The 26304-nt window shown below is 65.7% G+C and carries 29 protein-coding genes; 15 read left to right on the forward strand and 14 right to left on the reverse strand.

The window, feature by feature from the left end:
* Nucleotides 1-20 precede the first annotated feature (20 nt).
* Nucleotides 21-563: an SRPBCC family protein gene (locus K2Y42_RS07170; RefSeq protein WP_291150464.1), complete on the reverse strand. Its 543-nt coding sequence runs from the start codon at nt 561-563 to the stop codon at nt 21-23.
* A gap of 285 nt (nt 564-848) precedes the next feature.
* Between K2Y42_RS07170 and K2Y42_RS07175 the strand changes: the two genes are divergently transcribed.
* From K2Y42_RS07175 to K2Y42_RS07185, 3 genes are all read left to right on the forward strand, one after another.
* Nucleotides 849-1202 (forward strand): hypothetical protein, encoded by a 354-nt coding sequence (locus K2Y42_RS07175; protein WP_291150467.1) that lies wholly within the window; start codon nt 849-851, stop codon nt 1200-1202.
* Between the two features lie 166 nt (nt 1203-1368).
* Nucleotides 1369-2010: a Spy/CpxP family protein refolding chaperone gene (locus K2Y42_RS07180; protein ID WP_291150469.1), complete on the forward strand. Its 642-nt coding sequence runs from the start codon at nt 1369-1371 to the stop codon at nt 2008-2010.
* A 259-nt stretch (nt 2011-2269) separates the two neighbouring features.
* Nucleotides 2270-3556, forward strand: coding sequence for an OmpA family protein (locus K2Y42_RS07185; protein ID WP_291150471.1), 1287 nt, complete (start codon nt 2270-2272; stop codon nt 3554-3556).
* 114 nt (nt 3557-3670) lie between these two features.
* On the opposite strand, the gene K2Y42_RS07190 is transcribed toward K2Y42_RS07185, so the two are convergent.
* Nucleotides 3671-3928 (reverse strand): hypothetical protein, encoded by a 258-nt coding sequence (locus tag K2Y42_RS07190; protein ID WP_291150472.1) that lies wholly within the window; start codon nt 3926-3928, stop codon nt 3671-3673.
* A 147-nt stretch (nt 3929-4075) separates the two neighbouring features.
* Here K2Y42_RS07190 and K2Y42_RS07195 point away from each other — a divergent pair, with 147 nt between their 5' ends.
* The 3 genes from K2Y42_RS07195 to K2Y42_RS07205 all read left to right on the forward strand — a co-directional run bounded on the left by K2Y42_RS07195 (nt 4076) and on the right by K2Y42_RS07205 (nt 7198).
* Entirely contained in the window at nt 4076-4495 is a 420-nt protein-coding gene (locus K2Y42_RS07195) for a thioesterase family protein (protein WP_291150474.1), read from the forward strand.
* Between the two features lie 105 nt (nt 4496-4600).
* Nucleotides 4601-5539 (forward strand): polysaccharide deacetylase family protein, encoded by a 939-nt coding sequence (locus tag K2Y42_RS07200; RefSeq protein ID WP_291150476.1) that lies wholly within the window; start codon nt 4601-4603, stop codon nt 5537-5539.
* 135 nt (nt 5540-5674) lie between these two features.
* The gene (locus tag K2Y42_RS07205; protein ID WP_291150478.1) at nt 5675-7198 is read left to right on the forward strand and encodes an EipA family protein; all 1524 of its coding nucleotides are present in this window, start codon (nt 5675-5677) and stop codon (nt 7196-7198) included.
* Between the two features lie 12 nt (nt 7199-7210).
* On the opposite strand, the gene K2Y42_RS07210 is transcribed toward K2Y42_RS07205, so the two are convergent.
* From K2Y42_RS07210 to K2Y42_RS07225, 4 genes are all read right to left on the reverse strand, one after another.
* Nucleotides 7211-8140 carry a L,D-transpeptidase gene (locus K2Y42_RS07210; RefSeq protein ID WP_291150480.1) on the reverse strand — a complete coding sequence of 310 codons (930 nt, stop codon included), beginning with the start codon at nt 8138-8140 and terminating at the stop codon, nt 7211-7213.
* 138 nt (nt 8141-8278) lie between these two features.
* Nucleotides 8279-8704 (reverse strand): L,D-transpeptidase, encoded by a 426-nt coding sequence (locus tag K2Y42_RS07215; RefSeq protein WP_291150482.1) that lies wholly within the window; start codon nt 8702-8704, stop codon nt 8279-8281.
* A gap of 164 nt (nt 8705-8868) precedes the next feature.
* Nucleotides 8869-10335, reverse strand: coding sequence for a deoxyribodipyrimidine photo-lyase (locus K2Y42_RS07220; protein ID WP_291150484.1), 1467 nt, complete (start codon nt 10333-10335; stop codon nt 8869-8871).
* 112 nt (nt 10336-10447) lie between these two features.
* Complete coding sequence (locus K2Y42_RS07225; RefSeq protein WP_291150487.1) at nt 10448-12190, reverse strand: tetratricopeptide repeat protein; 1743 nt, start codon at nt 12188-12190, stop codon at nt 10448-10450.
* A gap of 162 nt (nt 12191-12352) precedes the next feature.
* Here K2Y42_RS07225 and K2Y42_RS07230 point away from each other — a divergent pair, with 162 nt between their 5' ends.
* A complete protein-coding gene (locus tag K2Y42_RS07230) occupies nt 12353-12928 on the forward strand; it encodes a thioesterase family protein (protein ID WP_291150491.1) in 576 nt (191 codons plus the stop codon).
* A 7-nt stretch (nt 12929-12935) separates the two neighbouring features.
* Here the strand turns inward: K2Y42_RS07230 and K2Y42_RS07235 are convergent, their stop codons facing one another.
* Complete coding sequence (locus K2Y42_RS07235) at nt 12936-14447, reverse strand: NAD(P)H-hydrate dehydratase (protein ID WP_291150493.1); 1512 nt, start codon at nt 14445-14447, stop codon at nt 12936-12938.
* A gap of 304 nt (nt 14448-14751) precedes the next feature.
* On the opposite strand from K2Y42_RS07235, the gene K2Y42_RS07240 reads away from it, so the two are divergent.
* Together K2Y42_RS07240 and glnA are read left to right on the forward strand one after the other, a co-directional pair.
* A complete protein-coding gene (locus K2Y42_RS07240; RefSeq protein WP_291150496.1) occupies nt 14752-15090 on the forward strand; it encodes a P-II family nitrogen regulator in 339 nt (112 codons plus the stop codon).
* A 43-nt stretch (nt 15091-15133) separates the two neighbouring features.
* Complete coding sequence (gene glnA / locus K2Y42_RS07245; protein WP_291150499.1) at nt 15134-16540, forward strand: type I glutamate--ammonia ligase; 1407 nt, start codon at nt 15134-15136, stop codon at nt 16538-16540.
* Between the two features lie 155 nt (nt 16541-16695).
* Here glnA and K2Y42_RS07250 read toward each other — a convergent pair whose 3' ends face one another.
* The gene (locus K2Y42_RS07250) at nt 16696-17016 is read right to left on the reverse strand and encodes a hypothetical protein (RefSeq protein ID WP_291150502.1); all 321 of its coding nucleotides are present in this window, start codon (nt 17014-17016) and stop codon (nt 16696-16698) included.
* Nucleotides 17017-17284: 268 nt separating this feature from the next.
* Here K2Y42_RS07250 and K2Y42_RS07255 point away from each other — a divergent pair, with 268 nt between their 5' ends.
* A complete protein-coding gene (locus K2Y42_RS07255; RefSeq protein WP_366512360.1) occupies nt 17285-17647 on the forward strand; it encodes a cytochrome c family protein in 363 nt (120 codons plus the stop codon).
* Between the two features lie 107 nt (nt 17648-17754).
* The gene (locus K2Y42_RS07260) at nt 17755-18531 is read left to right on the forward strand and encodes a DUF4846 domain-containing protein (protein ID WP_291150507.1); all 777 of its coding nucleotides are present in this window, start codon (nt 17755-17757) and stop codon (nt 18529-18531) included.
* 12 nt (nt 18532-18543) lie between these two features.
* Here the strand turns inward: K2Y42_RS07260 and K2Y42_RS07265 are convergent, their stop codons facing one another.
* The 4 genes from K2Y42_RS07265 to K2Y42_RS07280 all read right to left on the reverse strand — a co-directional run bounded on the left by K2Y42_RS07265 (nt 18544) and on the right by K2Y42_RS07280 (nt 21164).
* The gene (locus K2Y42_RS07265; protein ID WP_291150509.1) at nt 18544-18933 is read right to left on the reverse strand and encodes a hypothetical protein; all 390 of its coding nucleotides are present in this window, start codon (nt 18931-18933) and stop codon (nt 18544-18546) included.
* Between the two features lie 101 nt (nt 18934-19034).
* Nucleotides 19035-20162, reverse strand: a complete 1128-nt coding sequence (locus tag K2Y42_RS07270; protein ID WP_291150512.1) for a pyridoxal phosphate-dependent aminotransferase — start codon at nt 20160-20162, stop codon at nt 19035-19037.
* Between the two features lie 35 nt (nt 20163-20197).
* The gene (locus K2Y42_RS07275) at nt 20198-20641 is read right to left on the reverse strand and encodes a DUF1489 domain-containing protein (RefSeq protein WP_291150514.1); all 444 of its coding nucleotides are present in this window, start codon (nt 20639-20641) and stop codon (nt 20198-20200) included.
* A 76-nt stretch (nt 20642-20717) separates the two neighbouring features.
* Nucleotides 20718-21164 carry a hypothetical protein gene (locus K2Y42_RS07280; RefSeq protein ID WP_291150516.1) on the reverse strand — a complete coding sequence of 149 codons (447 nt, stop codon included), beginning with the start codon at nt 21162-21164 and terminating at the stop codon, nt 20718-20720.
* Between the two features lie 197 nt (nt 21165-21361).
* Here K2Y42_RS07280 and K2Y42_RS07285 point away from each other — a divergent pair, with 197 nt between their 5' ends.
* Complete coding sequence (locus K2Y42_RS07285; protein WP_291150519.1) at nt 21362-21898, forward strand: hypothetical protein; 537 nt, start codon at nt 21362-21364, stop codon at nt 21896-21898.
* A 57-nt stretch (nt 21899-21955) separates the two neighbouring features.
* Here K2Y42_RS07285 and K2Y42_RS07290 read toward each other — a convergent pair whose 3' ends face one another.
* Nucleotides 21956-22747 carry a YdcF family protein gene (locus tag K2Y42_RS07290; RefSeq protein WP_291150522.1) on the reverse strand — a complete coding sequence of 264 codons (792 nt, stop codon included), beginning with the start codon at nt 22745-22747 and terminating at the stop codon, nt 21956-21958.
* A 63-nt stretch (nt 22748-22810) separates the two neighbouring features.
* On the reverse strand, nt 22811-23107 hold the full coding sequence (locus K2Y42_RS07295; protein ID WP_291150524.1) for a hypothetical protein: 297 nt from the start codon (nt 23105-23107) through the stop codon (nt 22811-22813).
* Nucleotides 23108-23331: 224 nt separating this feature from the next.
* On the opposite strand from K2Y42_RS07295, the gene K2Y42_RS07300 reads away from it, so the two are divergent.
* From K2Y42_RS07300 to K2Y42_RS07310, 3 genes are all read left to right on the forward strand, one after another.
* Nucleotides 23332-23850, forward strand: coding sequence for an isoprenylcysteine carboxylmethyltransferase family protein (locus K2Y42_RS07300; RefSeq protein WP_291150526.1), 519 nt, complete (start codon nt 23332-23334; stop codon nt 23848-23850).
* Between the two features lie 46 nt (nt 23851-23896).
* On the forward strand, nt 23897-24721 hold the full coding sequence (locus tag K2Y42_RS07305; protein ID WP_291150528.1) for a hypothetical protein: 825 nt from the start codon (nt 23897-23899) through the stop codon (nt 24719-24721).
* A gap of 87 nt (nt 24722-24808) precedes the next feature.
* Nucleotides 24809-26131 carry a hypothetical protein gene (locus K2Y42_RS07310; RefSeq protein WP_291150531.1) on the forward strand — a complete coding sequence of 441 codons (1323 nt, stop codon included), beginning with the start codon at nt 24809-24811 and terminating at the stop codon, nt 26129-26131.
* The last annotated feature ends 173 nt before the right edge of the window (nt 26132-26304 follow it).

Consider the following 26304-nt stretch of genomic DNA (forward strand, 5'->3'; position numbering starts at 1 on the left):
TCGCGAGCTCGCCCGAAGACCTAGCTCGCCGACTTGCCTTCGACGATCGTCTTCATCGCAGCCAGGCCCTTTTCGAACTGCTCGCCGACCATCCTGTCGGAGTTCATGAGCAGGCAGATCGCCTTGGCGAAAAAGCTCGGCGCCTCGCCGGTCATCGCCCAGGTCACGATCGTACGCGGGCCGTCCGGCTTGAACGTAAACTCGGTTTTGCTGGTGGCCGCCCACGGCTTTTCGAAATCGACGCGCATGCCGATGTGCTCGTCCGGCCGGCTCTCCGTAATCGTCATGCTGCCTTTGCCGACCTCGTCGTTGCCGTCCCACCGGAACACGGCGCCTTGGCCCGACGCCGGCCCTTCGAAGGTGGCCTTCGCGTTGGGATCGAGCTTGGCCCAGGGCGACCACGCCTGCCAGTTGCGGAAATCGGAAACCTCCGCAAACGCGGCGGACGGCGGCGCCACGAAAATCGCGCTGCGCTCAATGCGCGTGGTGGACGGCTGCATCGCCACGTAGGCGCAGAACACGGCCACGATGGCCACGAGGGCAAGCAGGATACGTTTCAGCATTTTCGAAGCTCCTTGATTGCGCCCGCGTTTGCTCACACGCGCTTTGCACAGTTGCGTACTGGCGCCCCGCAACACGATCGTGCGCGGCCGACGGCATATCACTCACGGCTGGAACGCGCCACCGCCTCTCCCCACATCAACGCTTTGACACGCGTCAAAGCCTTGACAGGAGAGCGCGGCAACGCTTGCCTTCACCGAACGCATCTAGACTGCCTCTCGCTCAGAAAAATGGCCTGCCCGAGCTAAACTCGAAAGATTGGCCCGAAAAATTGGAAAGAACTGCTCATGCGCATGTCCCCGTCGCTCGTCCCCGCTGCGTTGATCGCCCTTGCCCTGGCTTCGCCCGCGCATGCCGCAGAGCCCGCCTATGTCGGAACCTGGGCCTCTGACCTCGCCCAATGCAAGGTCGAGCAGGACCGCCAGGAAGCCCCACTCGTCATGACCGAAAAGGGCTACGACCAGCACGAGACCCATTGCCGGTTCAAATCCGCCGACGGCGCCGACAACCAATGGAAGGTCAAGGCCGATTGCACCGTCGATGGCAGCGATGCGCCGTATGATTTCACCCTCACGGTGTCCGGCGACACGCTGACGTTGGGCGACGAGACCGGCTCGAACGATCTGCTCCGCTGCAAGTAGCGGGGCGCCTCACCGGCGCGGCGCCTCTTTGAACGTCGCGCCGCCAGCAAACAAAACGTTGCGACGGAAATCCCGTCGCCTGCCGTTTCTCCCATCACGATAGCGCACCGCACCCCCCACGGAACGGCCTTCGGGCCCGCGCTGATCGAGCAAGGGAGACTGACAGATGACACGTAAAGGTAAGTACATTTTCGGTGGCGTCGCGGCAGCCTGCGTCGGCCTCGTCGCCGCTGGCGCGATGGCCCAGCGCGGCCATTGGGATGGATACAAGGGTCGCCACCATGGCGGCGGATACGGCGCCGGCATCCTCGGTCTCGGCTTCGGCGGACCGTCGGGCAAGATCTGCCGCGGCAAGTCGGCGGAAGTGACCGACATCATGCTCGTTCGCCTCGAGCACCGCGTCGACATCACCGACGCGCAGAAGGCGGGCTTCGAGGAATTCAAGACCGCAACCCGCGCCGCTGCCGAAAAGCTGCGCGAAGGCTGCCCCAAAAAGCCGGACACGGCGGCCGCGACCGATGGCGACAAGGCCGCAGCTCCCAAGGTGTCGCCGCTCGACCGCCTCGCACAAACCCAGGTCGGCCTCGAAGCGTCTCTCGAAGCTCTGAAAACCTATCGCCCCGCCGCCGAGAAGTTCTACGCGTCCCTTTCGGACGAGCAGAAGGCCAAGCTCACCGAGCGTCGCGGCGGCGGTAAGCGGCACTGGAAGCGCGACCGCGGCCCGCATGACGGCGACGATCGCGGCGGCCCTGACCGTGGCGACAACCAGCCCGGCGAGGCGAGCCCCGCCCCCTCGGACAAGGGCTGAGCCTGAGCCGGGAGTGGCTGGTTCACCCGCCCCCGTCTCTCACACCTCCTCCGGCCTGGCTCCCCCTCCCCCCGGGGCCACGGCCGGAGACGTCACCGGATTTTGCCCCCCGAAGTTCGGTGCAAAGGCGCAGAGCGAGCCTCGCTCTGCGCCTTCTTTCGCCGCGCTGCATCAAATTCCCGGCCGTGACCTGCCTTGATATGTCGCCCGTCTTGGACCATCGTAATGGCTCAGGTTTCCGGACACATTCGAGGTAGACATGCTCCGGCGCGGCGGGTTGATCCTGTTTCTGATCGCATGGCTTGGGATCGCGGCCATTTTGGCGGCCGACACCCTCGGCATTACGTGGCCTTGGCAGCAGCAGACGGCAGAAGCGCCGCCTGCGCCGGGCGCTCAGCCGGGCAAGCAAGAGACGCCCGCGGCCGGCACCTCTACATCGCAATCCACAACTGAGACCGGCAAATCGGCGGACACGAAGAAGGCCGCGAGCGCCATCGAGGAAACGACGGCCGCGCTGAGCCCCGCCCAGGAAGCCGACGCCCCGAAGCAAGGCAGCGTCGCCCTCGACATTTCCCGCATTTCCCCGGACGGCCCGTCCGTGTTCGCGGGACGCACCGAGCCTGACGCCTACGTGACCGTTCTCGAAGACGGCAAACCTGCCGGCACCGTCAAAGCGGACGAAAACGGCGAGTGGAGCCTGTCGACCGAGCATCGTTTTGCAAGCGCCGATCCAAAGCTCACCTTCGAAGCATCCGCCACGCCACCCGCCCCGCCGCCTGCAGCCGAAGCACCGAAGGTTGCGGAAAAAGCCGCCGAGCCTGCCCAGCGCTCCGCCGCCGTCGTCGCCAACGACGTCATGAAGAAGTTCGAAGACCTCGTCGCCAAGGCCCGCGAAGAGGCCAAGAGCGAGCAACAGGCCAAACCCGAGCACGACCAACAGGCAAAGCCGGAAGAAACCGCGAAGGCCGAGAGCGCGACCACGCCCGACGCCGCAACGCAAACGAACCCGCAGCAGCAGGCGGCCGCGCCGGCCCAAGGCGCTGAAAGCTCGAGCAGCTCGACCGAGCGCGCAACCGCCAACGCCGGAACCTCAGCGGGGTCATCCGCGTCCGCAACCTCGAACACCCGCGAGAGCGACACGGCGGCAAACACCACGGCGCAGGCCTCCCCCGCACCTGGCTCAGAACCCGGCAAGACGGAAGCAATCCCGGTGCCGATCATGTTCGTCTACAACGAGGCGACGTTGACGCCGGACGGCAAGCACGCCGCCAACCTGCTGCTCGAGTATCTGACGCTGAAGCGTCTTTCGGCTGTCGAGCTCACCGGCCACGCCGACGAGCGCGGCACGACGGAATACAACATGGATCTCTCGCGCGATCGCCTTGCGGCCGTCTCCGACCTGTTGAAGAACGGCGGCTACTCGGGCGAGCTGAAACTGACGCCGAAAGGCAAGTCCGAGCCCTTCACGGGCGTGGACCGCGAGCGCTTTTCGGGTGAAGCGCTCTACCAGCTCGATCGCCGGGTGGAACTGCGCGTCGCGCGCTGACGCAGCAGTCGCGGCACTCCGAAGCTCGAACACAAAAAACGGCCCCGGGGCGTAAGCGCGCCGGGGCCGAAGTCTTTAGTTGGGGGGAGGAGGAACGGGGACGTTAGAAGCGGCTTACTGGCAGGTCTGGAGCAGCTCCCAGACGCGCTTGCAGCGGCCAGCGGCATCGCAGACGTTCTTCGGCGTCTTCACGTAGGAGCAGTGATAGGCGCCGGAAAATCCCTGGTAGCCGTTCATCGGCTTGTCGAAGCGATAGGTTTCCTGGAAGTATTCCTTGCCGCCGCCGCCAGCGAACGCGCCGGAAGCGGTCGCGAGAGCAGCCGAGGCCACGAGAGCAGCGTAGGCAGTCGTGCGCAGGATCGAGCGGGTCATGAGTGCCTCCATTGGAATGGCCCTCGAATGGGCCTTCATGTGATCTGATGCGCCAAACTTAAGCGGCCGCGCGATGCCTCGCTGTTCCGGGGGTGACACGCGGCGGCAACTCACGAAAAAAGACATCACGCACCGACAGGAGAGACGATGACCCCGCCCGACAACTCTACCGAGGGGACGCTCCGTCCTGGTCTCGTGGGCCGCGCCGCGACAAACGTGAGCGAGGCGCTGACGGCGCCCGTGCTCGGCAGCGGATCCATTGCCGTCTACGCGACGCCCGCCATGGTCGCGCTGATGGAGCAGGCGGCCGTCGATTGCGCCGAACGCCATCTGAAGCCCGGAGAAGCAACCGTCGGCGTCCACCTCGACGTCAAGCACACGGCCGCAACCCCGCCCGGTCTCGACGTCACCGCCGAAGCGACCCTGACGGCCGTCGACGGGCGCAAGCTGACCTTCTCGATTGCGGCGCGCGATACGGCTGGTCCAATCGGCGAAGCGCTCCACACACGGCTCATCGTCGACGTGGCCCGCTTCGAAGCGAGGCTCGCGAGCAGGCGCCCCGGCTGAACACAGCCGGCCGCCCCATGTGGAATATCCCCTGATAAAGGCTCGGGGCCTCCCCCGCGCCGGATTTAATTGCTAAAAGCGTGCGAGGAATCGGGAGGAAAACGAATGCGTCAAACGCTGTCTGCCCTGCTCGTGATGTTTGCCAGCGCCACCGCTCACGCGGCCGACACACCGAAGGCTGCCCCGCCGCCCGCAAAACCGGCCGCAGCCGCTGCCGCCACCGAGACCTCGGCTCTTCCCACGCCGCCCAAGTCGACCTGCTCCAATCCCGATGCCCTCGGCGTCGCGCGCACGGTCGAGATCGACACCAAGGGCGGCCCGGGCTTCGGCTTCGAGCACTACAAGGCCTATGATTTTCTGCAGGAGAAGGAAGTCGTCCTGACGTTCGACGACGGCCCGCAGGTGAGAACCACCAAGGCCATCCTCGACGCGCTCGACGCGCAGTGCACGAAGGCAATTTTCTTCAGCCTCGGCAAGATGGCGCTCGGCCTGCCCGAGATCATCCGCGACGTCGCCCACCGCGGCCACACCGTCGGCACCCACACCTGGTCGCATCAGGACATGCGCAAGAAGTCCGATCAGGAAGCCAAGGACGAGATCGAGAAGGGCGTCAGCGGCGTTCGCCGCGCTGTCGGCGGGCCGATCTCGCCGTTCTTCCGCTATCCCTACCTGCGGGATTCCGCGACCACGCTCGCCTATCTGCAGAGCCGCAACATCGCCATGTTCTCGACCGACGTCGACAGCTTCGACTTCAAGCGCCAGACCGCCGATCAGCTCGTGAAATCGACGATGGCGCGGCTCGACAAGAAGGGCAAGGGCGTGCTCCTGATGCACGACATCCAGCCCCACACGGCAGCCGCCATGCCCGCGCTCCTGGCGGCCCTCAAAACCGGCGGCTACAAGGTCGTCCACATGAAGGCCAAGGACGAGCTCAAGACCCTGGCCGAGTATGACGCCATGATCGAAAAGGACGTGAAGGGCCTGCCGAGCGCAGGGAGCGAACGCCCGCTTTCGAGCGTTGTACGGACAGTACCGTCGCCGTAGCGGCTCGCAGAGCCTGATTCTTCCGGTTTTGCGCCTTTGGGCGGGTGCCCCCGAAAAAAGGGGTCCCGCCTGCTCGGCTTCGTCGGTAAGCTCCCTAAAAACGCCTAATCTTGGCGCGAGAGAGTTTTGATGAGCATGAGAAAAACACTAGGCCGCATCGGCGTGGGCCTCGCGCTGGCCCTTGCCCTGGCGCCGGCGGCCGCCATTGCCGAAACCTGCACCGCGGAAAGCTTCGGAGACGCTGTCGACGTTTCGGCCGCGGAGCTGCGCAAGTTCAGCGCCGACACCCAGCCCCTGCTCAAGCAGAAGCTGCAGGCCCTGCGCGACCACAAGCAGTGGCAGGACCCCGATTTCGAAGCCCAGGGCCTCGCCCTCGTGCACGACAAGAAGCTCGATGCCTTCGATGCTCAGGCGGGCGAGCTCCTGAGCAAGATCGACACCCTCGGCAGCCCTGAGCCGGCCGATCCCAGCGCCAACCTGAGCTGCGCCAATCTTTCGGAGCTGAAAGCCGCCTCGAGCGAGCTGATGTCAGTGATGCGGGCGAAGTCGGCCTATCTCATTTCCAGGATCGACAGCGAGATCGCCTCGACGCCGACCCTGAAACGGACCGACGTCGCGAAGGTCGAAACGACGACGCCTGCCGAACCGCCCCTGCCGCGCTCGTACACGTCGCCTCCTGGCGAGACGATGGTGCCACCCAACGAGGACGCGCTGTCGCCCCTGCGCCGGGCCGATCCGCAGAAGAAAACGGATCCGCCGAAGAAGGCTGAGACGCCCGCACCTAACGCATCTGCGCCTGCCGCTCCGGCACCGAAGGCCGACGCGCCTCCAGCGCAAAAGACAGACGCCGCTCCGGCGCCGAAATCAGAAGCGCCTCCGGCATCAAAACCTGACGCGACCCCGACCCCGCCTGCCCGCGCAGCCGAGACCCCGCCGCCGCACGAGCACACGGCCCCCGCGCCTAAAACAAAAGACGACGCGCGCGAGGATACGTCGAGCTGGAGCACCACCACCGCCCAGGCCGTCATCCCGCCTCCGCCGATGCCGCATCATGCGCCTCCGAGCGCCCCGCCGAACTACGACGTGCCGCCGCCGGGCGCCCCCTATTCGCTGCCCCCTCCCGCCGGCGAAGAAGGCGCGCTCCCGCCGGACGGCCCGACCTTCGACGCCGAAGGCGGCGGCTACACCATCGACGAAATTCGCGAAGCCACGCGTGGCTTCTTCGGCACCGTTTCGACCTCGCTCGCGAGCGTCATCGAGCACGCGTTCCAGAAGGGCGGACGCCCGACGGCGTATGTGCTCGGTAATGAGGGCGGCGGCGCCTTCCTGGCCGGCTTGCGCTACGGCGAAGGCACACTCTACGTGCGCTCGGGCGGCAGCCAGAAGGTCTACTGGCACGGCCCTTCGATCGGCTACGACTTGGGCGCCGAAGGCTCGCGCACGCTGTTCCTGATCTACGGCCTCGACGATCCGGCCAACCTGTTCCGCCGCTACACGGGCGTCGACGGCTCGGCGTATCTCGTCGGCGGCGTCGGCATGACGCTGCTCAAGGGCGGACCCGTGACGATGGCGCCCATCCGCTCCGGCATCGGCCTGCGTCTCGGAGCCAGCATCGGCTACGTGCGCTTTTCGCCCAAGCCGACGTGGAACCCGTTCTAGGCGAAGCGACGCCTAGAACCCGTATCCGTAGGAATAGCTGTTGTACAAGCCGCGCGGCGGATAGCGGCGCGGCTGCTGCTGATAGTAGCCCCGCTGGCGTCCGCCATTCGCATAGACCGGGTAGGCGTTGTAGCCGCGCTGCACGTAGGCGCTCGGCGGCAGGTAGCGCTGTACGGTCCCGCGCCGGATCCGCCCGTAGCGATCGTTCGACGCAATCCTCTCGGATGAATGATCGGGCCGCCCGTGCACGACGATCTGCGTCCGCTCCTTGCCGTGGCTGCTGACGAGCTTGTAGAGCGTGGCCGCGTTCTTGGGCGCGAGCCGCACGCAACCGTGCGACGCCGGCCGGCCGAGCGAGCGCGTGGCATACGTCGCGTGGATCGCCACGCCCTGATGGAAGAAGACCGCATGCGGCATGGGCGCGTTGTCGTACTGGCGCGAGTACCACATCTTGGACATCCAGGTCGGCTTGAACGTTCCGGTCGGCGTCCGATAGCCGTAGGCGGCCGTCGAAACGACCCACGAATAAAGCTGCTCGCCGTACTCGGACACGGTCATCGACTGGCTTGCGAGATCAATGTTGATCGTGAGCGTCGGCTCGGGCGGAGGCTCGGCCGCCGCGGCGGAAGGCTCAGCCGCGGGCTGGGCGGATGGCGGCATCGCGCCGTCTGCTGCGTTCGCAGCAACGGGTGCCGCAGGAGCGGCGTTGCTTGCGGGCGTCGCAGCCTTTGTGTTGTCGGCAGCGAAGGGCGGCGCACTGGGTGCCGGTTCAGCCACCGGCGAAATCTTGAGCTCCGGCAGCGCGCTTTCGGGCGCGGCCTGCGCGGCCTTGTTGATGATCGTCACGGTCGGCGGCGCGGCATCGCCCGCTGTCTGCGCCAGCGACGGCACCAACGGAACGCCCGCCAGCACGAGAGCGCCCACGACCCCGAAAATCCTCATCACAACTCTCCAACGCAACTCAACGACGCGAGCCCAGTACGAGCGCTTTCCGAACGCTCTCAGAACGCTCTCGAAATGCTCTGGGCCCCTAGTGCAAAACAGATCGTGCGCATTCGCGAGCCAGCCCGCGAATGGGCCTCAACGGCCGATCGAAATCACCGTGCGGCCCGCGCCATGCGATTTCACGAGCGAGAAGAACTGTGCCGCATGGCTCGGCGCGAGGCGCACGCAGCCGTGGGAGGCGGGACGGCCGAGCCGGCTCACCTCGGCGGTGGAATGGATGGCGTAGCCGCCGCTGTAGAACACGGCGTAGTGCATCGGCGCACCGCTGTACTTCGTCGAGTACCAGCGGCGCTCGAGGCGGCGCGGACGGAACGTGCCGGACGGCGTGGCGTACTTTCCACGGCCCGTCGAAACGGGCCAGCTCGCATAGTGCGCGCCGTGGACATACACATCCATCGTCTGCGTGCTTTTGCTGATGCGGGCTTGAACGTTGGCCGAGGCGGCGGCGGGCGCGAGCATCGACGCGATTGCGAGCGCAATCGCGAGCCATAGGGGGCGCATGTCTCTTCTTACTCCGAACAAACAAAGAGGGGCCGCAGGCGGCGCCGACCGCCAGCTAAGCGCAATTCTGTTAGAATATCGTTGCCCTAACGAGCGTTAAGACTCCTTAGGGGCCCAAATGCTGCGGATATGGTGAACGCCCGGGGGACACTCAGACGGCCGCCTTACCGGCACGCCTTCACGCGCTCCAGCGCCGCAAGCGCCGCCCGGCGCGCCTCGCCGTGGTCGACGATCGGCAAGGGATACGTCGTGCCGAGCTGCACGCCGGCGGCTTTCAGAATGCCGGCCGGGGCCTCCCACGGCGCATGGATCGCGTCGTCTCCGAGCGCGGCGATCTCCGGCACCCAGCGCCGCACATACACGCCTTCGGGATCGAACGTCTTGCCCTGCGTCACGGGATTGAAGATGCGAAAATAGGGTGCCGCGTCCGCACCCGATCCGGCGACCCATTGCCAGCTCGCCGAATTGTTCGCGAGATCCGCATCGACCAGCGTGTCCCAGAACCACGCCTCGCCCTCGGCCCACGGCACCAGCAGATCCTTGATCAGGAACGACGCCACGATCATACGCACGCGATTGTGCATCCACCCGGTCGCCCAAAGCTCCCGCATGCCCGCGTCCACGATCGGATAGCCCGTCAGCCCCTTCTGCCAGGCCTTGAGGCCCGCCGCATCGCGCTTCCAGGGGAACGCCGCGAACTCCTCGCGAAACGGCTCGTCGGGCAGCGTCGGAAAATGATGCAGCAGGTGCGCTGAGAACTCCCGCCAGGCGAGCTCCTTGAGAAAGGTCTCGCGCCCCTCATCGGAGGACCGTCCCTGATGCGCGCTTGCGGCCTCCGCCGCGCTCCAGCATTGCCGCGGGCTGATTTCGCCGAACGCGAGATGCGGAGAAAGCCGCGACGTGCCGATCCGGTCAGGGCGGTTGCGCATGTCTTTATAGCCGGCAAGCGCCTCGTCGAGAAACTCCGTCAGGCGATCCTGCGCGCCCTCTTCGCCCGGCACCCACGCGTCGCGAAACCCCGCCGCCCAATCGGGCTTCGCCGGCAGCAGCCCCCACGACGCGAGCGGCACCGACTTCGGCGCTTTGGCGGGCATCACGAGCTTCGCAGGCGCAGCCCGCACACGGCCGACCGTCACCCGCTGCGACAGCGCGCGCCAGAACGGCGTGTAGACTTTGAAGGGAGTGTCCGCCTGCGTTTTGAGCTGATCGGGATCATGCAGCAGCGTGCCGCCGAAGCGCTTGAATTCGATCCCTTCCTCGGAGAGCGCGTTGCGCACGTCGTGTTCCTGCCGCGACGCCCACGGCTCGAACGCGCGCGATGCATACACGGCCTTCGCGCCTGTCTTGGCGGCCAACGCAATCAGCTCCTTGGCCGTGTCGCCGCGACGCAGGATCAGATGTCCGCCCTTCTCCGCGATGGCGCGGCCCAGCGCATCGAGGCTTCCGTGCAGCCACCACCGCGACGCCCCGCCCGCGCGCCACGCCCCGGCCGCTGCTTCATCAAAAATGAAGCACGGCACGACCGCCGACCCGTTCGCGACAGCCGCGCTCAGCGCCGGATGATCGGAAAGTCTGAGATCGCGGCGGAACCAGACGATGATGGGAGCGTCGGAAATGGCAGTGTCGGACACGTCTTGGCTCGCGGCAATCTTGGGGCTTACCGAACAGAAACGCTGCGCGACGGCGTCCGGATCACCGCGGCCCGGGGCATCACCATGGAATCCCGTCGAGCGAGGAAAGCCGCTAGTTGAACAGCAGGTCGAAGATCGTCTTCGACTTCTTCTTCTTGACCTGGACCTTCTGCTTCGGTCCCTGCTCGAAGGATCCGCCGAACGGCGAATCCCATGGCGCCCATGCCTCGCCCGCCTGCGACGTGCTGGTGTAGCGCCGCTCGCCCATGCCGGTTCCGGCGACATCCGGCCGCCCGACGCGAAGCTCGAACTCGTCCGTCACGCCGTCGGCGGTGGCGACCGTCACCTTGTTGGCGTCCCACGTCCACGTCGCGACCTTCTCGCCCTGCCGATGCGGCTCGATGGCAATCACGACTCCCATATCCACATCAACGACGGCGACCAGCTCGAGGTCTTCGTCTCCGCGCTTCGTCGTGAGCGTGCCGGCTTGGAACCGCAACAGCCCGATGCCGCGATACGGCATCTCCTTGAGCTCCCACGCGAGCAGCTTGGGCTGGCCCTTGCCGAGCATTTCGAGCGGAATGGTCACGCGTGGATACTGGTCGTTGAGCGCAACGTAACGATCGCCCTTTTCGACCACTTGCCAGGCATCGACACCCGCGCCCGCCAGCACCACGTCCTGTGCGTGCGCGGCGACGCCGCCGAGGCGCTGCAGCGAATCCGCAGCATCGCGATAGCCCGGCCTGAGTTCGAGCGCCTTCCTGAGATCGGCGAGAGCGGGCTCGCGCTGCCCTTGCGCTTCCTCGATTTCGGCCTTGACCCAATACACTTCGGCCGAGGTGGGATTGAGTTTCTGCGCCACCTCGATGTCGCGCAACGCCACATCGATCTGGTCGCTCTGCTTGTAGGCATAGGCGCGATAGGCGAACGCAAGCCCGGAGCGCGGCTCGAGATCGATGGCCTTGTTGAGATCGCCGAACGCCTGATCATAGGCAGCCACTACGGCGTATGCGAACCCGCGCTCCGCGAACGCCAGCGCGCTCTTCGGATCGACCTCGGTCGCCTTGGTGAAGTCCTTGATGGCGGACTCGGTCTTGCGCGTCGCTAGGTAAGCCTTGCCGCGCAGAACGTAGCTGTCCGCCTGATTGACGTCGAACGCGATGGCGCGCGAGAGGTCCTCGATGGCCTCGTCATAATGCTCGACGTCGAGTTTCGCTTCGGCCCGGTTGCGATATCCGGCCGCAAACCGCGCGTCCGCTTTCACCGCCCGCGTGAAGTCGCGGATCGCAGCGTGCGGGCGATGCAGAGTGAGGTGCGCAAGACCGCGACCGCTCAGCGGCGCCGGGCTCGACGGCATGAGCTGGATGGCCTTCGTGTAGTCGGCAATAGCGTCGTCGATCTGCGCGAGGCGCACATAGGCCCCAGCCCTGTTGTTGTAGGCCGCCGCATAACCAGGCGCGAGCACGATCGAGCGATCGAAATCCTTCACCGCTTCCTTGGCCAGACCGAGCGAGAGCAGCAGATTGCCGCGATTGTTGTAGACGGCGGCGAATTCGGGAAAGAGCTGCGCCGAAAGATTGAAATCCTCGAATGCCTGGCGCGTGTGGCCGAGCTTGATGTTGGCCACGCCGCGATCGTTGAGGATCGCCGCCCGCCGGTCGTTGGGCAGCGACGTATCTTTGAGCGCTTCGGTATAGTTCAGCGCCGCCTGCTCGACCTCACCGCGCACGAGCGCACTCGCCGCCGTCTCGGCCGGGCGCGCGGCCCCTTCAGGCGCCGCGCACAACGGCTGCGCCGCCGCGGCAATGAGCGCCACGGACAGCAAGGCACGAACGAGGGGCTTAGGGCGGATCATCGATCCTCTGGGGTGATTCCCGAAATCCGGGCCATGGTAGACTGGCAGCACGCGTGAATCTTGTCCCGAATCCGGCTTATCGGTCAATAATCGCCGATTGTGGCTGGGGCACGATACTCATGCCTCTTAGCCCCGCCCGGACCGGAACGACGGAGACTGCCGATGAACCTCTGGCTGCGTCTTTTCTGGCTCTTGATCACGGCGCCGTTCCGCCCTGCGCTGGTCCTCCCCGATCAGACGTCCGTCCTCACCTTTCGCGTTCTTCCCAACGATCTCGATCCCAGCCTGCACATGAACAACGGCCGCTATCTGGCGATCATGGATCTCGGCCGCATCGACCTTCTGATTCGCAGCGGCATCGGCCGCGCCGTCTGGCGCAACAAGTGGACGCCGGTCGCCAACGCCGCCATCGTCCGCTTCCGGCGCGAGCTGCGCGTGTTCGAGCGCTACCGGCTGGAAACGCGCACGCTGGCCTGGTTCGAGAACGCGGTCATCATCGAGCAGACGTTCGTGTTCGCGGGCGGCGAGCGCGACGGCCAGATCGCGGCGCGCGCGATCTTCAAGGGCGCGATCTACGATCGCTCGGCGCGCCGCTACGTCCCGGTCGCGGATCTGATGGACACCATCGGCGTCGCGCAGGCAAGTCCGGCTCCGACGGCGGAGGTCGAAGCCTTCCTCGCTGCCGACCGCGCCATGCGCGACACGGGCCGCACGCTCCGTCTGGATGACGAGACGTAACGCAGCCTCATCCCGGAAGCTGTCCGATCAGATGCGCGAGCACCGCCGGGAGACGCTCCGGCAGATCTTCCGCGATCAGTCCCGGCCCGAAATCGGCCGCCGCCGCCCCATGCAGCCACACCGCCGCCGAAGCCGCTTCGAACGGCTTCATGCCTTGCGCGATCAACCCCGCGATGATGCCCGCCAGCACGTCGCCCGATCCGGCCGTCGCCAGCCACGGCGGAGCATTCGCATTGATGGAGGCTCGCCCGCCCGGCTCGGCCACGACGGTGTCCGCGCCCTTGAGCACGACCACGGCCCCGCTTTCGGCAGCAGCGCGCCGCGCCCGCACCAGGCGCGTGCCCGTAACGTCGCCAAACAGGCGCGCATATTCGCCATCGTGCGGCGTGAGCACGACGGGATGATGCCGCGCGGCAATGCCCGCCTTGAGCCGCGGCAGGTCGCCCGCGAACGATGTGATCGCATCCGCATCGAGCACGACGCCCGCGCGCGATTTCAGTGCGGCTTCCACGAGCCGGCACGTCGCCTCGCCGACCCCGAGCCCCGGCCCGAGCAGCACCGCATTCTTGCGCTCGTCCGAGAGCAGCTCGCTCAATCCTTCGGGCGCCTCGAAGGGGCGCAGCATGATGCACGTCAGATGATGCGCATTGACGGCCACCGCATCGAGCGGACTGGCGACGGTGACGAGCCCCGCGCCCGCCCGTAGCGCCGCGCGTGCGCCCAGCCGTGCTGCGCCCGTCGCATGCGCCGGCCCCGAGACGGCCACAGCATGCCCGCGCGAATACTTGTGCCCCTCGCTCGCGGGCCGCGGAAACGAAGCGCCCCAGAACGCCGGTCCATTCGAGAACGTCTTGACGCCGATCTCACGGAGCACGCTCGACGGAATGCCGATATCGGCCACCCGAAGGGCCCCGCACAGCTCACGGCCGGGCAGCAACACATGCCCCGGCTTGAGCCGGAAGAACGTCACGGTCTCCGTCGCCCGCAGCACGGGGCCATTGGGAAGTCCGGTCTCGCCGTCGAGACCGCTCGGCACATCGACTGCCAGCACCGGCGTGCCATGGTCCGCGACCGCCGCGATGACCTCGGCCGCTACACCCTCGAGCGGGCGCGACAGGCCCGCCCCGAACAGCGCGTCGATCACAAGATGCAGGCTGTCGAGCTGGAATGGATCGAGCGACCGCACCGGCCCGTCGAAGCGCCGCGCCATCTCGCGCGCATCGCCCATCAGCGCCGCCCGGTCGCCGAGCAGATAGAGACGCACATCGTAGCTGGCACGCTTGAGATGGCGCGCGGCAACGAAGCCGTCGCCGCCGTTGTTGCCGGGCCCGCACAGCACCGCCACACGCGCGCCCGGCGGCACGAGACGGCGCGCCGCATCCGCGACCGCAATCCCCGCCTGCTCCATCAGGTTGAGGCTCGTCATGCCGGCCGCAACGGCGAGCTGGTCGGCCCGCCCCATCTCGCGCGGCGTCAGCAGCTCAGGCCCGCCCCGCCATGCGTTCGTCTCGATCCCCAAGTGTCCGCTCCCGACTTTCCAACCCATGTCTTTTTCTGCCGCAAGCGTAGAGGCGATGCATCCCGAAGACCACGCCTCGCGGAGGCTCCGGGCCCGCAAGCCCAATCTGCTCATTTTTAGAGCAGATTGCTCGCAAATTAGGCTCGATTGGCGACTGGATCTGCCTATCAGAAAGGCAGGAGCGGCCTAACGCACTGACGCCTAACGTGTTAATGAATGGCCCACGAGTTGGCATATCCCGTGCTACCCGATCGCCGGTCCGGCGCATCTGGTTTTGCGCGGGACGATCGGAGGACAAGGGCGCATGAAGAAAATCGAGGCCATTATTAAGCCCTTCAAGCTCGACGAGGTGAAGGAAGCCCTGCAGGAAATCGGGCTCCAGGGCATCACTGTGATCGAGGCGAAGGGTTTCGGACGCCAAAAGGGCCACACGGAGCTGTATCGCGGCGCCGAGTATGTCGTCGACTTTCTGCCGAAGGTGAAAATCGAGGTGGTTCTGGGCGACGAGATGCTTGAAAAAGCCGTCGAGGCCATTCAAAAGGCCGCCAAGACGGGTCGTATCGGCGACGGCAAGATTTTTATTTCCACTATCGAGGAAGCGATCCGCATTCGCACGGGCGAAACCGGAGCGGAAGCGATCTGATCGCGTCTCGTCTCACGCATCAGAACATCAATGGGGAGTGTTTATGAAAACGGTCAGTGACGTCCTGAAGTTGATCAAGGACAAGGACGTGAAGTTCGTCGATCTTCGCTTCACGGACACCAAAGGCAAGATGCAGCACGTCACCGCAGACGTGAGCTGCGTCGACGAGGCCATGTTCGAAGGCTACGCCTTCGACGGCTCGTCCATCGCCGGCTGGAAGGGCATCGAATCTTCCGACATGTTCCTGAAGCCCGATCCGGCTTCGGCCCACGTCGATCCGTTCTTCGCGCAGACGACGGTCGCGATTTTCTGCGACGTCATCGAGCCGCTGACCGGCCAGCCCTACGAGCGCGATCCGCGCAGCATCGCCAAGAAGGCCGAGGCTTACATGATGTCGCTCGGCATCGGCGACAAAATCTACTTCGGCCCCGAAGCCGAGTTCTTCATCTTCGACGACGTCAAGTTCTCGACCGATTCCTACAACGTCGGCTTCAAGGTCGACAGCTCGGAGCTGCCCACCAACTCGGCCACCGAGTACGAGATGGGCAACCTCGCCCACCGTCCGCGCACCAAGGGCGGCTACTTCCCGGTTCCCCCGATCGACAGCTGCCAGGACATCCGCTCCGAGATGCTGTCGGTGCTCACCGAGATGGGCGTCTCCGTCGAAAAGCACCATCACGAGGTCGCCTCCGCCCAGCACGAGCTCGGCGTGAAGTTCGGCCCCATGATCACGATGGCCGACCACATGCAGATCTATAAGTATGTGGTCCACCAGGTCTCGCAGGCCTACGGCAAGACGGCGACCTTCATGCCGAAGCCGGTGTTCGGCGACAACGGATCGGGCATGCACGTCCACCAGTCGATCTGGAAGGGCAGCGAGCCTATGTTCGCGGGCAACAAGTACGCCGACCTGTCGGATATGTGCCTGTTCTACATCGGCGGCATCCTGAAGCACGCGAAGGCCATCAACGCCTTCACGAACCCGCTGACGAACTCCTACAAGCGCCTGGTGCCCGGCTACGAAGCCCCTGTGCTGCTCGCCTACTCGGCGCGCAACCGCTCGGCGTCGTGCCGCATCCCCGTCGTCACCAGCCCGAAGGCCAAGCGCATCGAGATCCGCTTCCCGGATCCCGGCGCGAACCCCTACCTCGCCTTCGCTGCCATGCTCATGGCCGGCCTCGACGGCATCCAGAACAAGATCCATCCGGGCGACCCGATGGACAAGAACCTCTACGACCTGCCGCCGGCAGAGCTGTCGAAGATCCCGACCGTCGCCGGCAGCCTGCGCGAAGCGCTGGCCGCTCTCGACAAGGATCGCGCCTTCCTCAAGGCAGGCGGCGTGATGAACGACGACATGATCGATGCCTACATCGAGCTGCGCATGGGCGAAAACATGCGCTACGAGATGACCCCGCATCCGGTCGAGTACGACATGTACTACTCGGTCTAAGACCTCAAATGCTCGGGGCCTCAGGGTCCCGAGCGTCGGAATTCGCCTGGGGGACTACCGGACCCTGATCCCGGATCAACGGTCCAAACAAAGAGGCCCGGCAGCAATGCCGGGCCTTCTTTCTTTGTGCCTCGGGCCGCGCCGAAAAACGCGCTCTAGTAGAAGACCAGAATGCCGACCAGGATGCCCGCCAGCGCCACCCGGTAGAAACTGCGCTCGTAGCGAAACAGCCAGTCGACGAAGCGGCGCGGCAGCTCCGACCACGACACGCGTGCGAGCGCGGAGAGCACGAGCCCGAGCACGAGGCCGATCATCAGCGAGCCGAGGTGAATGCCCGAGCTTTCGCCGATCATTTCGCGGCTGAGCACGGCGTCGAGCGAGAGGTCCGGCCCCTGCCCGGATCCAATCACGGTCAGCACACCGGCAGCCAGAAACCCGAACGCCAGAAAAGACAGAAATCCGATCGCCGACCGCATGTGCGCCTCGCAACGCCTGGCTGCGCTTGGGCGCGTCTGGGCGCCCGCTGAACCGCGCCGGACCGAGCGACCGGGCCGACGGAATCTCCCGATGCTACAGATGCTCCGTTAGCGTGCGGTTAACTATGACAAATCCCTCGCGGGCTGTGAGCAAGCCCCGCGATACCTGCTGTTTCCTGGATTCAGAATACTGACCGGATTATACCTAGGTAGTGACTTGGTCGGCGAAACAACGAACAGCGGAGCTCTCGAAATGTGGAAATGGACGATGGCGGCGGCACTCACGGTCGCGCTGCCCTATGCGGCGGCGGCCCAGGACGTCGAAGCGGGCGCCTCGGTTTTCAAGAAATGCGCGGCCTGTCATCAGGTTGGCCCTACAGCCAAGAACGCGCTCGGCCCCGAGCTGACCTGCGTGATCGGCCGCAAGGTCGCCTCCGTCGATGGGTTCAACTACTCGGAAGGGCTTAAGCACGCCGGCTTCGATACCTGGGACGACGAACACTTTCTGAGCTGGGTCGAGAACAACAAGAAATTGGTGCCCGGCACGAAGATGATCTTCCCCGCCGGCGTCAAGGACGAGACCGACCGCGCCAACCTGCTCGCCTACGTCAAATCTCAGTGCGCGAAGTGACCGGTGAACTCGTATCGCGGTGAACTCGCGTTGCAGTGAAACGGCGAGGCGCCGCAAAGGCGGTGCCTCGTCCTCGCTCCGCCACGATTCCATGCGACCGAGGCGTCATGCGCCTCGCTCTCCCCCTTATGATTGCAACTCTGCTCCTCGCCGACACGGCGCACGCGCGCGTGCCCTACGGCTGGCTGCCAGACGCCCCGCAAACCGCGGCCACGCTGTCCTCGCGCATCGCCCCGCCGGCAGGCTTCGAACGCGTCGATGCGCCTGAGGAAAGCTTTGCCGCCTGGCTGCGCGGCCTTCCGATGCGGGCCGAAAACGCTCCCGTCCTGACCTTCACGGGCAAGCCCAAATGGCGCCAGGACGTGCACGTGGCGGTCGTCGACATCGACGTGGGCAAACGCGACCTGCAGCAATGCGCCGACGCCGTCATGCGGCTGCGCGCCGAATGGCTCTACAGCCAGAGCCGCGACAAGGAGATCGCCTTCAACGACACGGACGGCAAACGCCGCCGCTTCTCCGCCACCAAAGGCCGCGACCACGCCAGCTTCCGCAAATACATGGATCTCGTGTTCGCGTATGCCGGCACGTACTCGCTCGAACGCGAGCTGAAGCCGGTCGCCCCGAAAGACGTCGCCATCGGCGACGTGTTCATCAAGGGCGGCTTCCCCGGCCACGCGGTGCTCGTAGCCGACATGGCGGAAAACAAGACGACCGGTGAAAAGCGCTTCCTGCTGCTGCAGAGCTACATGCCCGCGCAGGACATGCACGTTCTCAAGAATCCGAATTCAAACGATGGCTCGCCCTGGTACGCGGTGCCGACTGGCGAGCAATTCGTAACACCGGAATGGGTGTTCAAGAGCACGCAGCTCCGCCGCTGGCCGTGAGCGCTGGCCCGATCAGCGCGACAGACGAATGACAGCCGAACCCTTGGTGCTGTTCAAGCGCACGACCTGGCTGCGCCCGCTGACGGCGATCGTGATCTTCCCGGTTGCGTCGAACTCGGGATTGTAGAACGTGCCGCGATAGCTGCTGCCGGATCCGCGCACATGCGCGGTCTGCGATACGGTGCCCGACGACGTCGCGCACGTTGCGCTCACGTCATAGGCCGTCTTTCCGCTCGGGCTGAACGTGGCCCGGCAATGGGCCTGCTCGGTCGCGCCGGAGCTGAACTTCACCGTGCCGCCGCCCTTCCACGATCCCGCGAGATCGGCGCTAGCAGCAGGCACGGACGTCGTCGCGACGGCCAGTCCCAGAGCGAGGCAAGTGCACCATGCGGCTTTCTGCATCAATCTCCCCTTTCGGTTGCTACCGGAATTCGAGTGGTCGCCTCGCGCCGGCCATTTTCTCGATAATACCCCGGAAATGAGTCGGTTCGACGTGATTTGGTTCAAATATTTTTTTGCAATCCACGCGCCCGGACATCTTGAACGACGCGCGGCAGCACGTCCGCGAGGACGGTCATATCCTCTTCGCAACCGCACGAAATCCGAATGCAGCGGTCGAGCGGAGTAACGGCCGGTTTGCGTGCAAACACATCGCGCGCCAGCAGCTCATTCAGCACAGCCGCGGCAAACGCACCGTCCGCGCCGCAGTCGATCGTCACGAAATTCGCAGCCGACGGCAGCGGCCGCAAACCGGCGTCCGAAGCGATCCGCGCGATGGTCTCGCGCGATGCCGCGATCCGGCCGACAGCCTCCCGCAGATAGGCTTGATCCAGCAGCGCTTCAAGCGCGCCAACCTGTCCCACGCGATTGATGCCGTAATGATTTCTCACTTTTTCGAAGTGTTGGATCAGGTCCGCGTGCCCCAGCGCATAGCCGATCCGCGCACCAGCGAGGCCGTACGCTTTCGAGAACGTCCTGAGCCGCAGCACTTGCGCGTTGCCCACATCGATGGCGGGCACGGCCCCGGCCGGCGCGGTATCGCAATAGGCCTCATCGAGCAGCAACAGCACCCCGTCCGGCAGCGCCTCGATCAGCCGGTCGAGCGCGGCCGCGTCCCACCACGAGCCCATGGGGTTGTCGGGGTTGGACACGTAGAGCACGCCCGCGCGCCGCGAGATGACCGCCGCCAGCAGCTCTTCGAGATCCTCCCGGTCATCACGGAACGGCACCTTGACGAGCTCCGCCCCCTGCGCCGCCACATGAAAGTTGAAAGTCGGATAGGCCCCGTTTGACGTGACCACCACCGACCCCGGCTCGGAGGCGATCTTGATGGCGAGCCCGAGCAGCCCGTCGATGCCTTCGCCGACCACCACGTTGTCGAGCGCGACACCGTGATGACGCGCGATCGCAGCGCGCAGGTCATGGCTTTCCGGATCCGAGTATTTCCAGTTTTCCGAAGCCGCATCCGCCATCGCGCGCAAGGCACGCGGGCTCGGCCCGAACACGCTTTCGTTGGCACCGAGCCGCAGCTTGAACGGCTTGCCGCGCGCGCGCTCCTGCGCTTCCGGCCCGACAAACGGCACGAGCCTGGGCAGGTCCCGAACGATGCGCGTCAGAGGCGGACGTTTCATGCAATCCCCAAGATCGTCAAATCAAACCAAGCCCGTCAGATCAAACCAAGCTCGATGAGGGCGCGGCGCATCTCGGGCGGGATCGACGCCGCTCCATCGCCGCGCGCGCCAACACCGAGGTCAGCCGGCACGTCGTCGCCGGAGAGATAGCGCCAGCCCTGGAATGCGCGGCGCGGCACCGGACGCACCGGCACCAGCGTGCGATCGAGCACGATGTGGCAGCACGGCGAGCCATCGTCCTTAAGGCCATCCTCGAAGGCGACGAGGCGCTGGCGCACCTGGATGACGCCCTTGATGACCCAATAGAGCGAGCCGCCCTCGAGCAGCTCCGCCTGCCGCTTCGGCGTCTGCAGCGTCGCGTGGAAAATGCGAGGCGGCTCCCCGCGCGTCTTTTGCATCTTGGCGAAATCGTCCTGCCACGCCGCCAGCTCTTCGATGGTGGCGACGCCGACGCAAAGCTTGACGATGCTGAGGCTCATGGATGTGGCTTCCGCAAGGGGCAGCAGGACTAGCCGGATGTCTAGCGTGCCGGGCGCCGAAGCGCACGGGCGCGCCTCACTGAGCTGTGCAGAACCCCGTGTACTGGCTGAACACGGGTTGGCCGAGCAGGCCGAAATGGCGCGAGTGGACGGCCGGATATTTGCCGTTGGATGCGTCCTTGTCATAGACGGTCGTGAGGTTCAGGAAGCCTTCGTTGACCGCTTCGAGAAAGTGGTTGGCGTTGATGGCCCGCACGACGCTGAGCTTGGCTCCCGTCCCTTCCGCGTTCGCATTGAGAACCGCGGCCTGCCCTTCGAGATCGATCTTGTCGATCGTGAATGAGAGCGCAGTCGGCGTCTTGGATTTGAAATCGCCCGCTTCGTAGCTCCACGACGTGCCGGAGGTAAAAGAGCAGGCGAGGCTCTTGGGCAGCCCCTCCTCAGCGTTCGCGCCCGCGGCAAATGCGCCCGCCAGAGCCACAATTGCACCCGCAAGACCCAGCCCACGCACAATACCGATCATTCGACCAAACCTCATAACGTCCGAACTTTGAAGGGCTCGATGGCCCTGTGGGAACGAGGCGTAGCCCGGCCAGCGGACTGGGGTCAACCGTGCCGTAAAGCCTTCCTCACGCCGCGATTTTGGAGGAAATTATGCGAGTCGCTGCGGCGAGGCTTCGAACGGGGTTTCCTGGGCCTCAACGCCATCATCGGTGCGGAATGATTTCGACGGCCAAATTGCCAAGGTTCGTGCTGCCGAGGTTCGTGGCGCTTGCCACGCTCGGATTGACGGCGTGCGCCTCCCAGAGCGCCGATTTCGCGGGCGGCCCTATTGCGCCTCCCGTCGCGCCCGCGATGGCACCTGTCGTTGAAACCGCCTCGACGTCGGCCCACGCAGCCGAAACCGTGTCTCGGCTGCCCTCTCCGTCGTCTTATCAACTGACGAAGGACGAGCAGGAGCTGAGCTGCAAGAAACTCACCGGCCGCATGGCGGTCCGCATCGTGCAGATCCGCGATTTCCAGACGCGCTCCCAAACCTCGCAGCTCGCGCGCTCACTGCAGACCGCGACCAAGCCGATGTGGGGCGGCTCAGGCGAGGGCTCCGATCCGGACGGACGCTACGCGCGCGACGTCGCCATTCTGCACGCCTACAACCAACGGCTGGCGGAAAAGAAGTGCCCCGACTTCGATCTCGAAAAAGAGCTGTCGCCGAGCGCGACGGAGCCGCCGCGCACGCGCCCCGTCAAGAAGCCCTAGGCTCAAACGCGCGCGTGCGCGCGAAGGCGAACAACTGCCACATAGAAAACGCGGCGCCTAAGGCGCGGGAAAAAACTCGTCGATGCGCCCCAGCGCACGATAGGCCGCAAGACCGATCCATTCGTTGATCGCCGCATCCACGCGCATCAGCCCCTGCGAGATGCGCTCGAACACGCGCGTCACATCCTGCGGTCCACGCGTGCGGTAGTCGACCGGGTAGGCGATCACATCGAACCCGGCCTTCCGGAACAGACCCATCGAGCGCGGAATGTGAAACGCGCTGGTGACGAGATACCAGCGCTCGCCGGGCTGCGGCTTCACGATCTCGCGCGTGAGCACGGCGTTCTCGTAGGTGTTGCGGGATTGGTTTTCGAGCACCAGCCGCTCGCGCGCGATGCCGGCTTCGACAAGGAAGTCCGCCACCGGCCCGGACGCTTCCGAGCGCCCGGTGATGAAGCCGCCTGCGCCGCCCGTGAACACCACCTTCGCGTTCGGATGGCGCAGCGCGAGACGCAGGCCCTCCGTGACGCGCTCGGCGGATTCATTGAGTCCGAGACCACCGCGACCCGCCGACACCCATCCATCCTCGAAACCGCCGAGCAGAATGATGCCGTCGACGCGATCCGTTGCCGATGGCGGCGCAACGGTCGCAAACCGCTGTTCGAGCGGCAGGATGAACACGTTCCCGATCGGCGAAAATCCGGCGATCAGAAAGCCGGCGGCGCTCGCCCAGGCGAGCCCCGAGCCTTTGCCGCGCCGGATGCGCCAGAGCCCCCACACGACGCCGAGGATCAGCAGCGTCGAGGGCGCGGCGAGCAGGCCGAGCAGTTTGGAGATCGTGAAAGGCATGAATGCTCCCGCCAGCCCGCCTGCTTTTCAGCCTGCGGCTCACCTGCTCTATCAGCCTGGGGCTTAGGGGCAGTCGATCTTGACCATGTTCGACTTGTCCGCATAGCCCTCGAGCGAACCCTTGCGGATCGCGCACCAGAAGCCGCGCGGCGTGCAGAACATCTTGCGCTTCTCGAGGATCTCGCCGCGATGCGCAACGCCGACCACTTCAGCCGAGCTGTAAGGGCGCGCACGCAGATTGAGGCTCGGCACCGTCACCTTGAAGCAGCCGTACTTGGAAGCAGCCTGGGCGGGGGCCGGGAGCGCTGCGAAGAGAGCGAGGGCGGACGCGGCATAAACGAATGTGGCTTTCGAGGACATGGGGTCTTATTCCTACGTTGGACCTTGAAACACCCGCGCCGAATACCGCCGCGGACATGAACCGGACTTGAACCGGGCGAACCGGATGGGCTCGTAATGCCGATTACGGATAAAAGTGTGGCCGTCGAGACGGGGCAGCCGATTGCACGTCGGTCGAGACGGAATTAACCCTAGGCTCCACATCGCTTTATCCGGCCACCATAAATTGGACGACCGAAAACACGATGACCACCGAGACCACCGATCCGGCGCCCACCCCAGAACACCAGCCGGCATCCGCCGCCGATCGCCCCTCGCGCGTGCCCTGGCCGCCGATCCTGATCGCGGCCGCCGTTGTGGTGGCCATCTGGCTCGGCGCGGCGTGGCCGCTCGCCTGGCCCGGCGAACGCGATCTGATTGCCCGCCTCGTCGGCCACGGCATCGGCGCTGCCGGCCTCGCGCTGCTGATCTGGAGCGTGATCACGCTGCGCCGCCACGGCACCACAGTGCTGCCGGACCAGCCTGCGACCGTGCTCGTGACCGACGGCCCGTTCCGCTTTCGCCGCAACCCGATCTATATCGCCGACGCGCTGATCCTGCTTGGCGCGGCCGAACTGACGGAGAACGTCTGGTTTGCGATCGTAACCGTCCCACTGCTGGCGCTGATAACCTGGCTCGCCATCCTGCCCGAAGAGAGGCATCTGGAGGCGCGCTTCGGCGACGCCTACCGCGACTACAAACAGCGCACGCGCCGCCTGATCTGATGCCACGCCATCCGAAGCCGCAAGACCTGAACCAGAGAGGCGGGCCGTGAGCACCGACTACGGCGAGAAAGAACGCCAGTTCCTCGAAACGCTGAAAGCCGACACCGGCCGCTCGCTGGACGAGTGGATGAGCGCCATCGCCGAAGAGGGCCTGCGCGAACGCAACGAAATCATCGACTGGTTGCGTCGCCAGGGCTTTATCATGTTCTCCAAGGCGTCCTGGATTGAGCGCATCTACAATAACGGCGGCAAGGCGATCTATGCCGACGCCGGAACGCGGCGCGCACGCGCGACCGCCCGCCCTCCTCTGCCGCCGCGCCGTGACGTCGAGCCAGTTGTGCACGCGGCGAACGAGAACCAATCGGAAGCGCCGAAGCCCGTCGCACCCGCTCCGGTCCAAACTGCGCCCATCCAACCCGCGCTCGTGCAACCGGCGCCAGTCTCCTTGATGCCTGCCTCTCCGGCGCCTGCCGCCCCGCCAACGGCCCCCGCAACGCCCCGCGCATCGGATGCCGCGTCCGCTCCCCTCTCCATGGACGCCCTGCTCGCTCGCGCCAAGGCGTATCGTCCTCTCGCCGTCTACGTGATCGCGGAGGTCGGCAAGGCTGCGCCGCAGGTCACCCAGCGCCTGCTCGACGGCGGCATCGCATTCGGCACCGGCGGGCGCGAGTTCGCCGTGCTCGCCGTGACGGCCAAGGATCTGAAGCTCGGGCTGACGCTGGGCAGTCCCCCGCCCGGCGTCGCGCTCGAACCCGCCCGCCTGTCCCTGCGGGCAGCCCCCGTCGTGACCCACATGGCCGTGCTGACCGATGCCCGCCAGATCACGCCCGCTCTCATTGCCGCGATTGTCCAAGCCTCCACAGGCACTTAGAAACCGTCTTCAACGACCGGCCCTTCCGCACAACATCGATTTGCCCGATTTTGGTGCGCCTGATGACGTTCAGGTCCGGAGGCTCATTTGACCCACTTCATTCGTAGCGCCAGCCGCGTCACGCTCCCCCTCGCCGCGTTTGCGATGCTCGCGACGGCGGTATCGACGACCGCTTCGACGACGGTCGCGAGCGCGCAGACCTCTGCCGCACCGGCCAAGCACACCGACCGCATCGACGATCTCTTGCGCGCCGAGCAGCCGCTCGCGCCCGTCGAGCCGAAAGCCCCCGCCGACCCGCGCGAGGGCGAGCTCGGCTATGAGCAGGCCCGCGCCCTCATGTCCGCCATCGACGGCATTCTGGCCGATGTCGCAGAGCAGCGGTCGGAAGCCAAGAAATTGCCCGGCAAGGACGAGTTCCTCGTCACGCCGCTGTGGACGGAAACGCGTGAGGATCGCGAGGCGCGCATCCGCCAGTTGCTGGACTCCACGCTCGCCATCGTCACCGATGCGCCCGTCGTAGAAGTGCAGAAGCGCATCGAGACCCACCGCCGCAATATCCGCGATCTCGAAGCGGGCATCGTCACGCTGCGCGAAAAGCAGATCACCGCGCCCAAGGATGCCATGCTGCCCGGCGTGCTCACCGACACGGTCGACAGCCTCACGGGCAAGATCGCGGAGCAGAAGACGCGCATCGCCGAAAACGAAGCGGCGATTGTTGCGGCGAAAGCCGAGATCCGCGATGCGCTGACGAAATCCGGTGTCGACCTCGCGCCCGACCAGCTCGATCTCCTGCTCGACGGCGTGCTCTCGGGCGACCTCGTGCGCATGGTCGCGACCTTCCACGCTGCCAAGATCATCGACGGCCAGCTCGCCAAGCTCATGACCGCCACGTCGGAAAACCCGGGCGCTGCGCGCAAGTACTTCGCAATGCACGCGGCCCTGTTCGCCCTTCTCGTGCACGCCCAGGACTCGACGATCAAGAAGATCGACACGCAGTACCTGCCGAAGCTCGACGCGATCCTGAAGGATCTGGCGGCGGCCAAGGCCAAGACCCAGGAGCTGATGCGCGCCGAAAACCGCCCCGACCAGAAACGCGCGCTCGACGCCAACCGCGAAAGCCAGAAGCTCGCCGAGGAAGCCGCCAAGGGCTACCGCCGCTATCTTGCCCAGCAGCGCGAGCAAATCGCCGCCGCCCGCACGCGCGCGACGCACGATTTGCGCATCGCCGACAACACGTTCGACACAGTGGAAGCAAGCCTTGAGCTGCGCAACCTGATGCGCGACAGCTCGACCTCGTTTGAGGCGATCCAAAAGCTGGAGGCGCCAACATTCGAGCAGATTTTCAAGAACGAGGAGCTGCGGCGCGAGTTCGAAAACCTCACCCGCAAGCTCGACGCCCCGACGAGCTGAGCAAGTCGCGGAGACGCCACGCGCCCACAATGGAACGCCCCGTCTTCGGATACCCTGATGTGCCGGGCGTGCGCCTTCGCAGCCGCGTTGATTTTCTTATCTGCACATAATCGTTAGCTCCGCGACAGCCGAGCGCTAGCCTCGACCCGCAACGCTGCGGGCTGCCGGCCCGC

It is taken from the genome of Hyphomicrobium sp. (assembly GCF_019744875.1).
Lineage (GTDB): Bacteria > Pseudomonadota > Alphaproteobacteria > Rhizobiales > Hyphomicrobiaceae > Hyphomicrobium_C.

Coding starts and splice junctions, on each gene's coding strand:
- K2Y42_RS07170 (WP_291150464.1), bottom strand. CDS start 563: ATGCTGAAACGTATCCTGCTTGCCCTCGTGGCCATCGTGGCCGTGTTC.
- K2Y42_RS07175 (WP_291150467.1), top strand. CDS start 849: ATGCGCATGTCCCCGTCGCTCGTCCCCGCTGCGTTGATCGCCCTTGCC.
- K2Y42_RS07180 (WP_291150469.1), top strand. CDS start 1,369: ATGACACGTAAAGGTAAGTACATTTTCGGTGGCGTCGCGGCAGCCTGC.
- K2Y42_RS07185 (WP_291150471.1), top strand. CDS start 2,270: ATGCTCCGGCGCGGCGGGTTGATCCTGTTTCTGATCGCATGGCTTGGG.
- K2Y42_RS07190 (WP_291150472.1), bottom strand. CDS start 3,928: ATGACCCGCTCGATCCTGCGCACGACTGCCTACGCTGCTCTCGTGGCC.
- K2Y42_RS07195 (WP_291150474.1), top strand. CDS start 4,076: ATGACCCCGCCCGACAACTCTACCGAGGGGACGCTCCGTCCTGGTCTC.
- K2Y42_RS07200 (WP_291150476.1), top strand. CDS start 4,601: ATGCGTCAAACGCTGTCTGCCCTGCTCGTGATGTTTGCCAGCGCCACC.
- K2Y42_RS07205 (WP_291150478.1), top strand. CDS start 5,675: ATGAGAAAAACACTAGGCCGCATCGGCGTGGGCCTCGCGCTGGCCCTT.
- K2Y42_RS07210 (WP_291150480.1), bottom strand. CDS start 8,140: ATGAGGATTTTCGGGGTCGTGGGCGCTCTCGTGCTGGCGGGCGTTCCG.
- K2Y42_RS07215 (WP_291150482.1), bottom strand. CDS start 8,704: ATGCGCCCCCTATGGCTCGCGATTGCGCTCGCAATCGCGTCGATGCTC.
- K2Y42_RS07225 (WP_291150487.1), bottom strand. CDS start 12,190: ATGATCCGCCCTAAGCCCCTCGTTCGTGCCTTGCTGTCCGTGGCGCTC.
- K2Y42_RS07230 (WP_291150491.1), top strand. CDS start 12,353: ATGAACCTCTGGCTGCGTCTTTTCTGGCTCTTGATCACGGCGCCGTTC.
- K2Y42_RS07240 (WP_291150496.1), top strand. CDS start 14,752: ATGAAGAAAATCGAGGCCATTATTAAGCCCTTCAAGCTCGACGAGGTG.
- glnA (WP_291150499.1), top strand. CDS start 15,134: ATGAAAACGGTCAGTGACGTCCTGAAGTTGATCAAGGACAAGGACGTG.
- K2Y42_RS07250 (WP_291150502.1), bottom strand. CDS start 17,016: ATGCGGTCGGCGATCGGATTTCTGTCTTTTCTGGCGTTCGGGTTTCTG.
- K2Y42_RS07255 (WP_366512360.1), top strand. CDS start 17,285: ATGGCGGCGGCACTCACGGTCGCGCTGCCCTATGCGGCGGCGGCCCAG.
- K2Y42_RS07260 (WP_291150507.1), top strand. CDS start 17,755: ATGCGCCTCGCTCTCCCCCTTATGATTGCAACTCTGCTCCTCGCCGAC.
- K2Y42_RS07265 (WP_291150509.1), bottom strand. CDS start 18,933: ATGCAGAAAGCCGCATGGTGCACTTGCCTCGCTCTGGGACTGGCCGTC.
- K2Y42_RS07270 (WP_291150512.1), bottom strand. CDS start 20,162: ATGAAACGTCCGCCTCTGACGCGCATCGTTCGGGACCTGCCCAGGCTC.
- K2Y42_RS07275 (WP_291150514.1), bottom strand. CDS start 20,641: ATGAGCCTCAGCATCGTCAAGCTTTGCGTCGGCGTCGCCACCATCGAA.
- K2Y42_RS07280 (WP_291150516.1), bottom strand. CDS start 21,164: ATGATCGGTATTGTGCGTGGGCTGGGTCTTGCGGGTGCAATTGTGGCT.
- K2Y42_RS07285 (WP_291150519.1), top strand. CDS start 21,362: ATGATTTCGACGGCCAAATTGCCAAGGTTCGTGCTGCCGAGGTTCGTG.
- K2Y42_RS07290 (WP_291150522.1), bottom strand. CDS start 22,747: ATGCCTTTCACGATCTCCAAACTGCTCGGCCTGCTCGCCGCGCCCTCG.
- K2Y42_RS07295 (WP_291150524.1), bottom strand. CDS start 23,107: ATGTCCTCGAAAGCCACATTCGTTTATGCCGCGTCCGCCCTCGCTCTC.
- K2Y42_RS07300 (WP_291150526.1), top strand. CDS start 23,332: ATGACCACCGAGACCACCGATCCGGCGCCCACCCCAGAACACCAGCCG.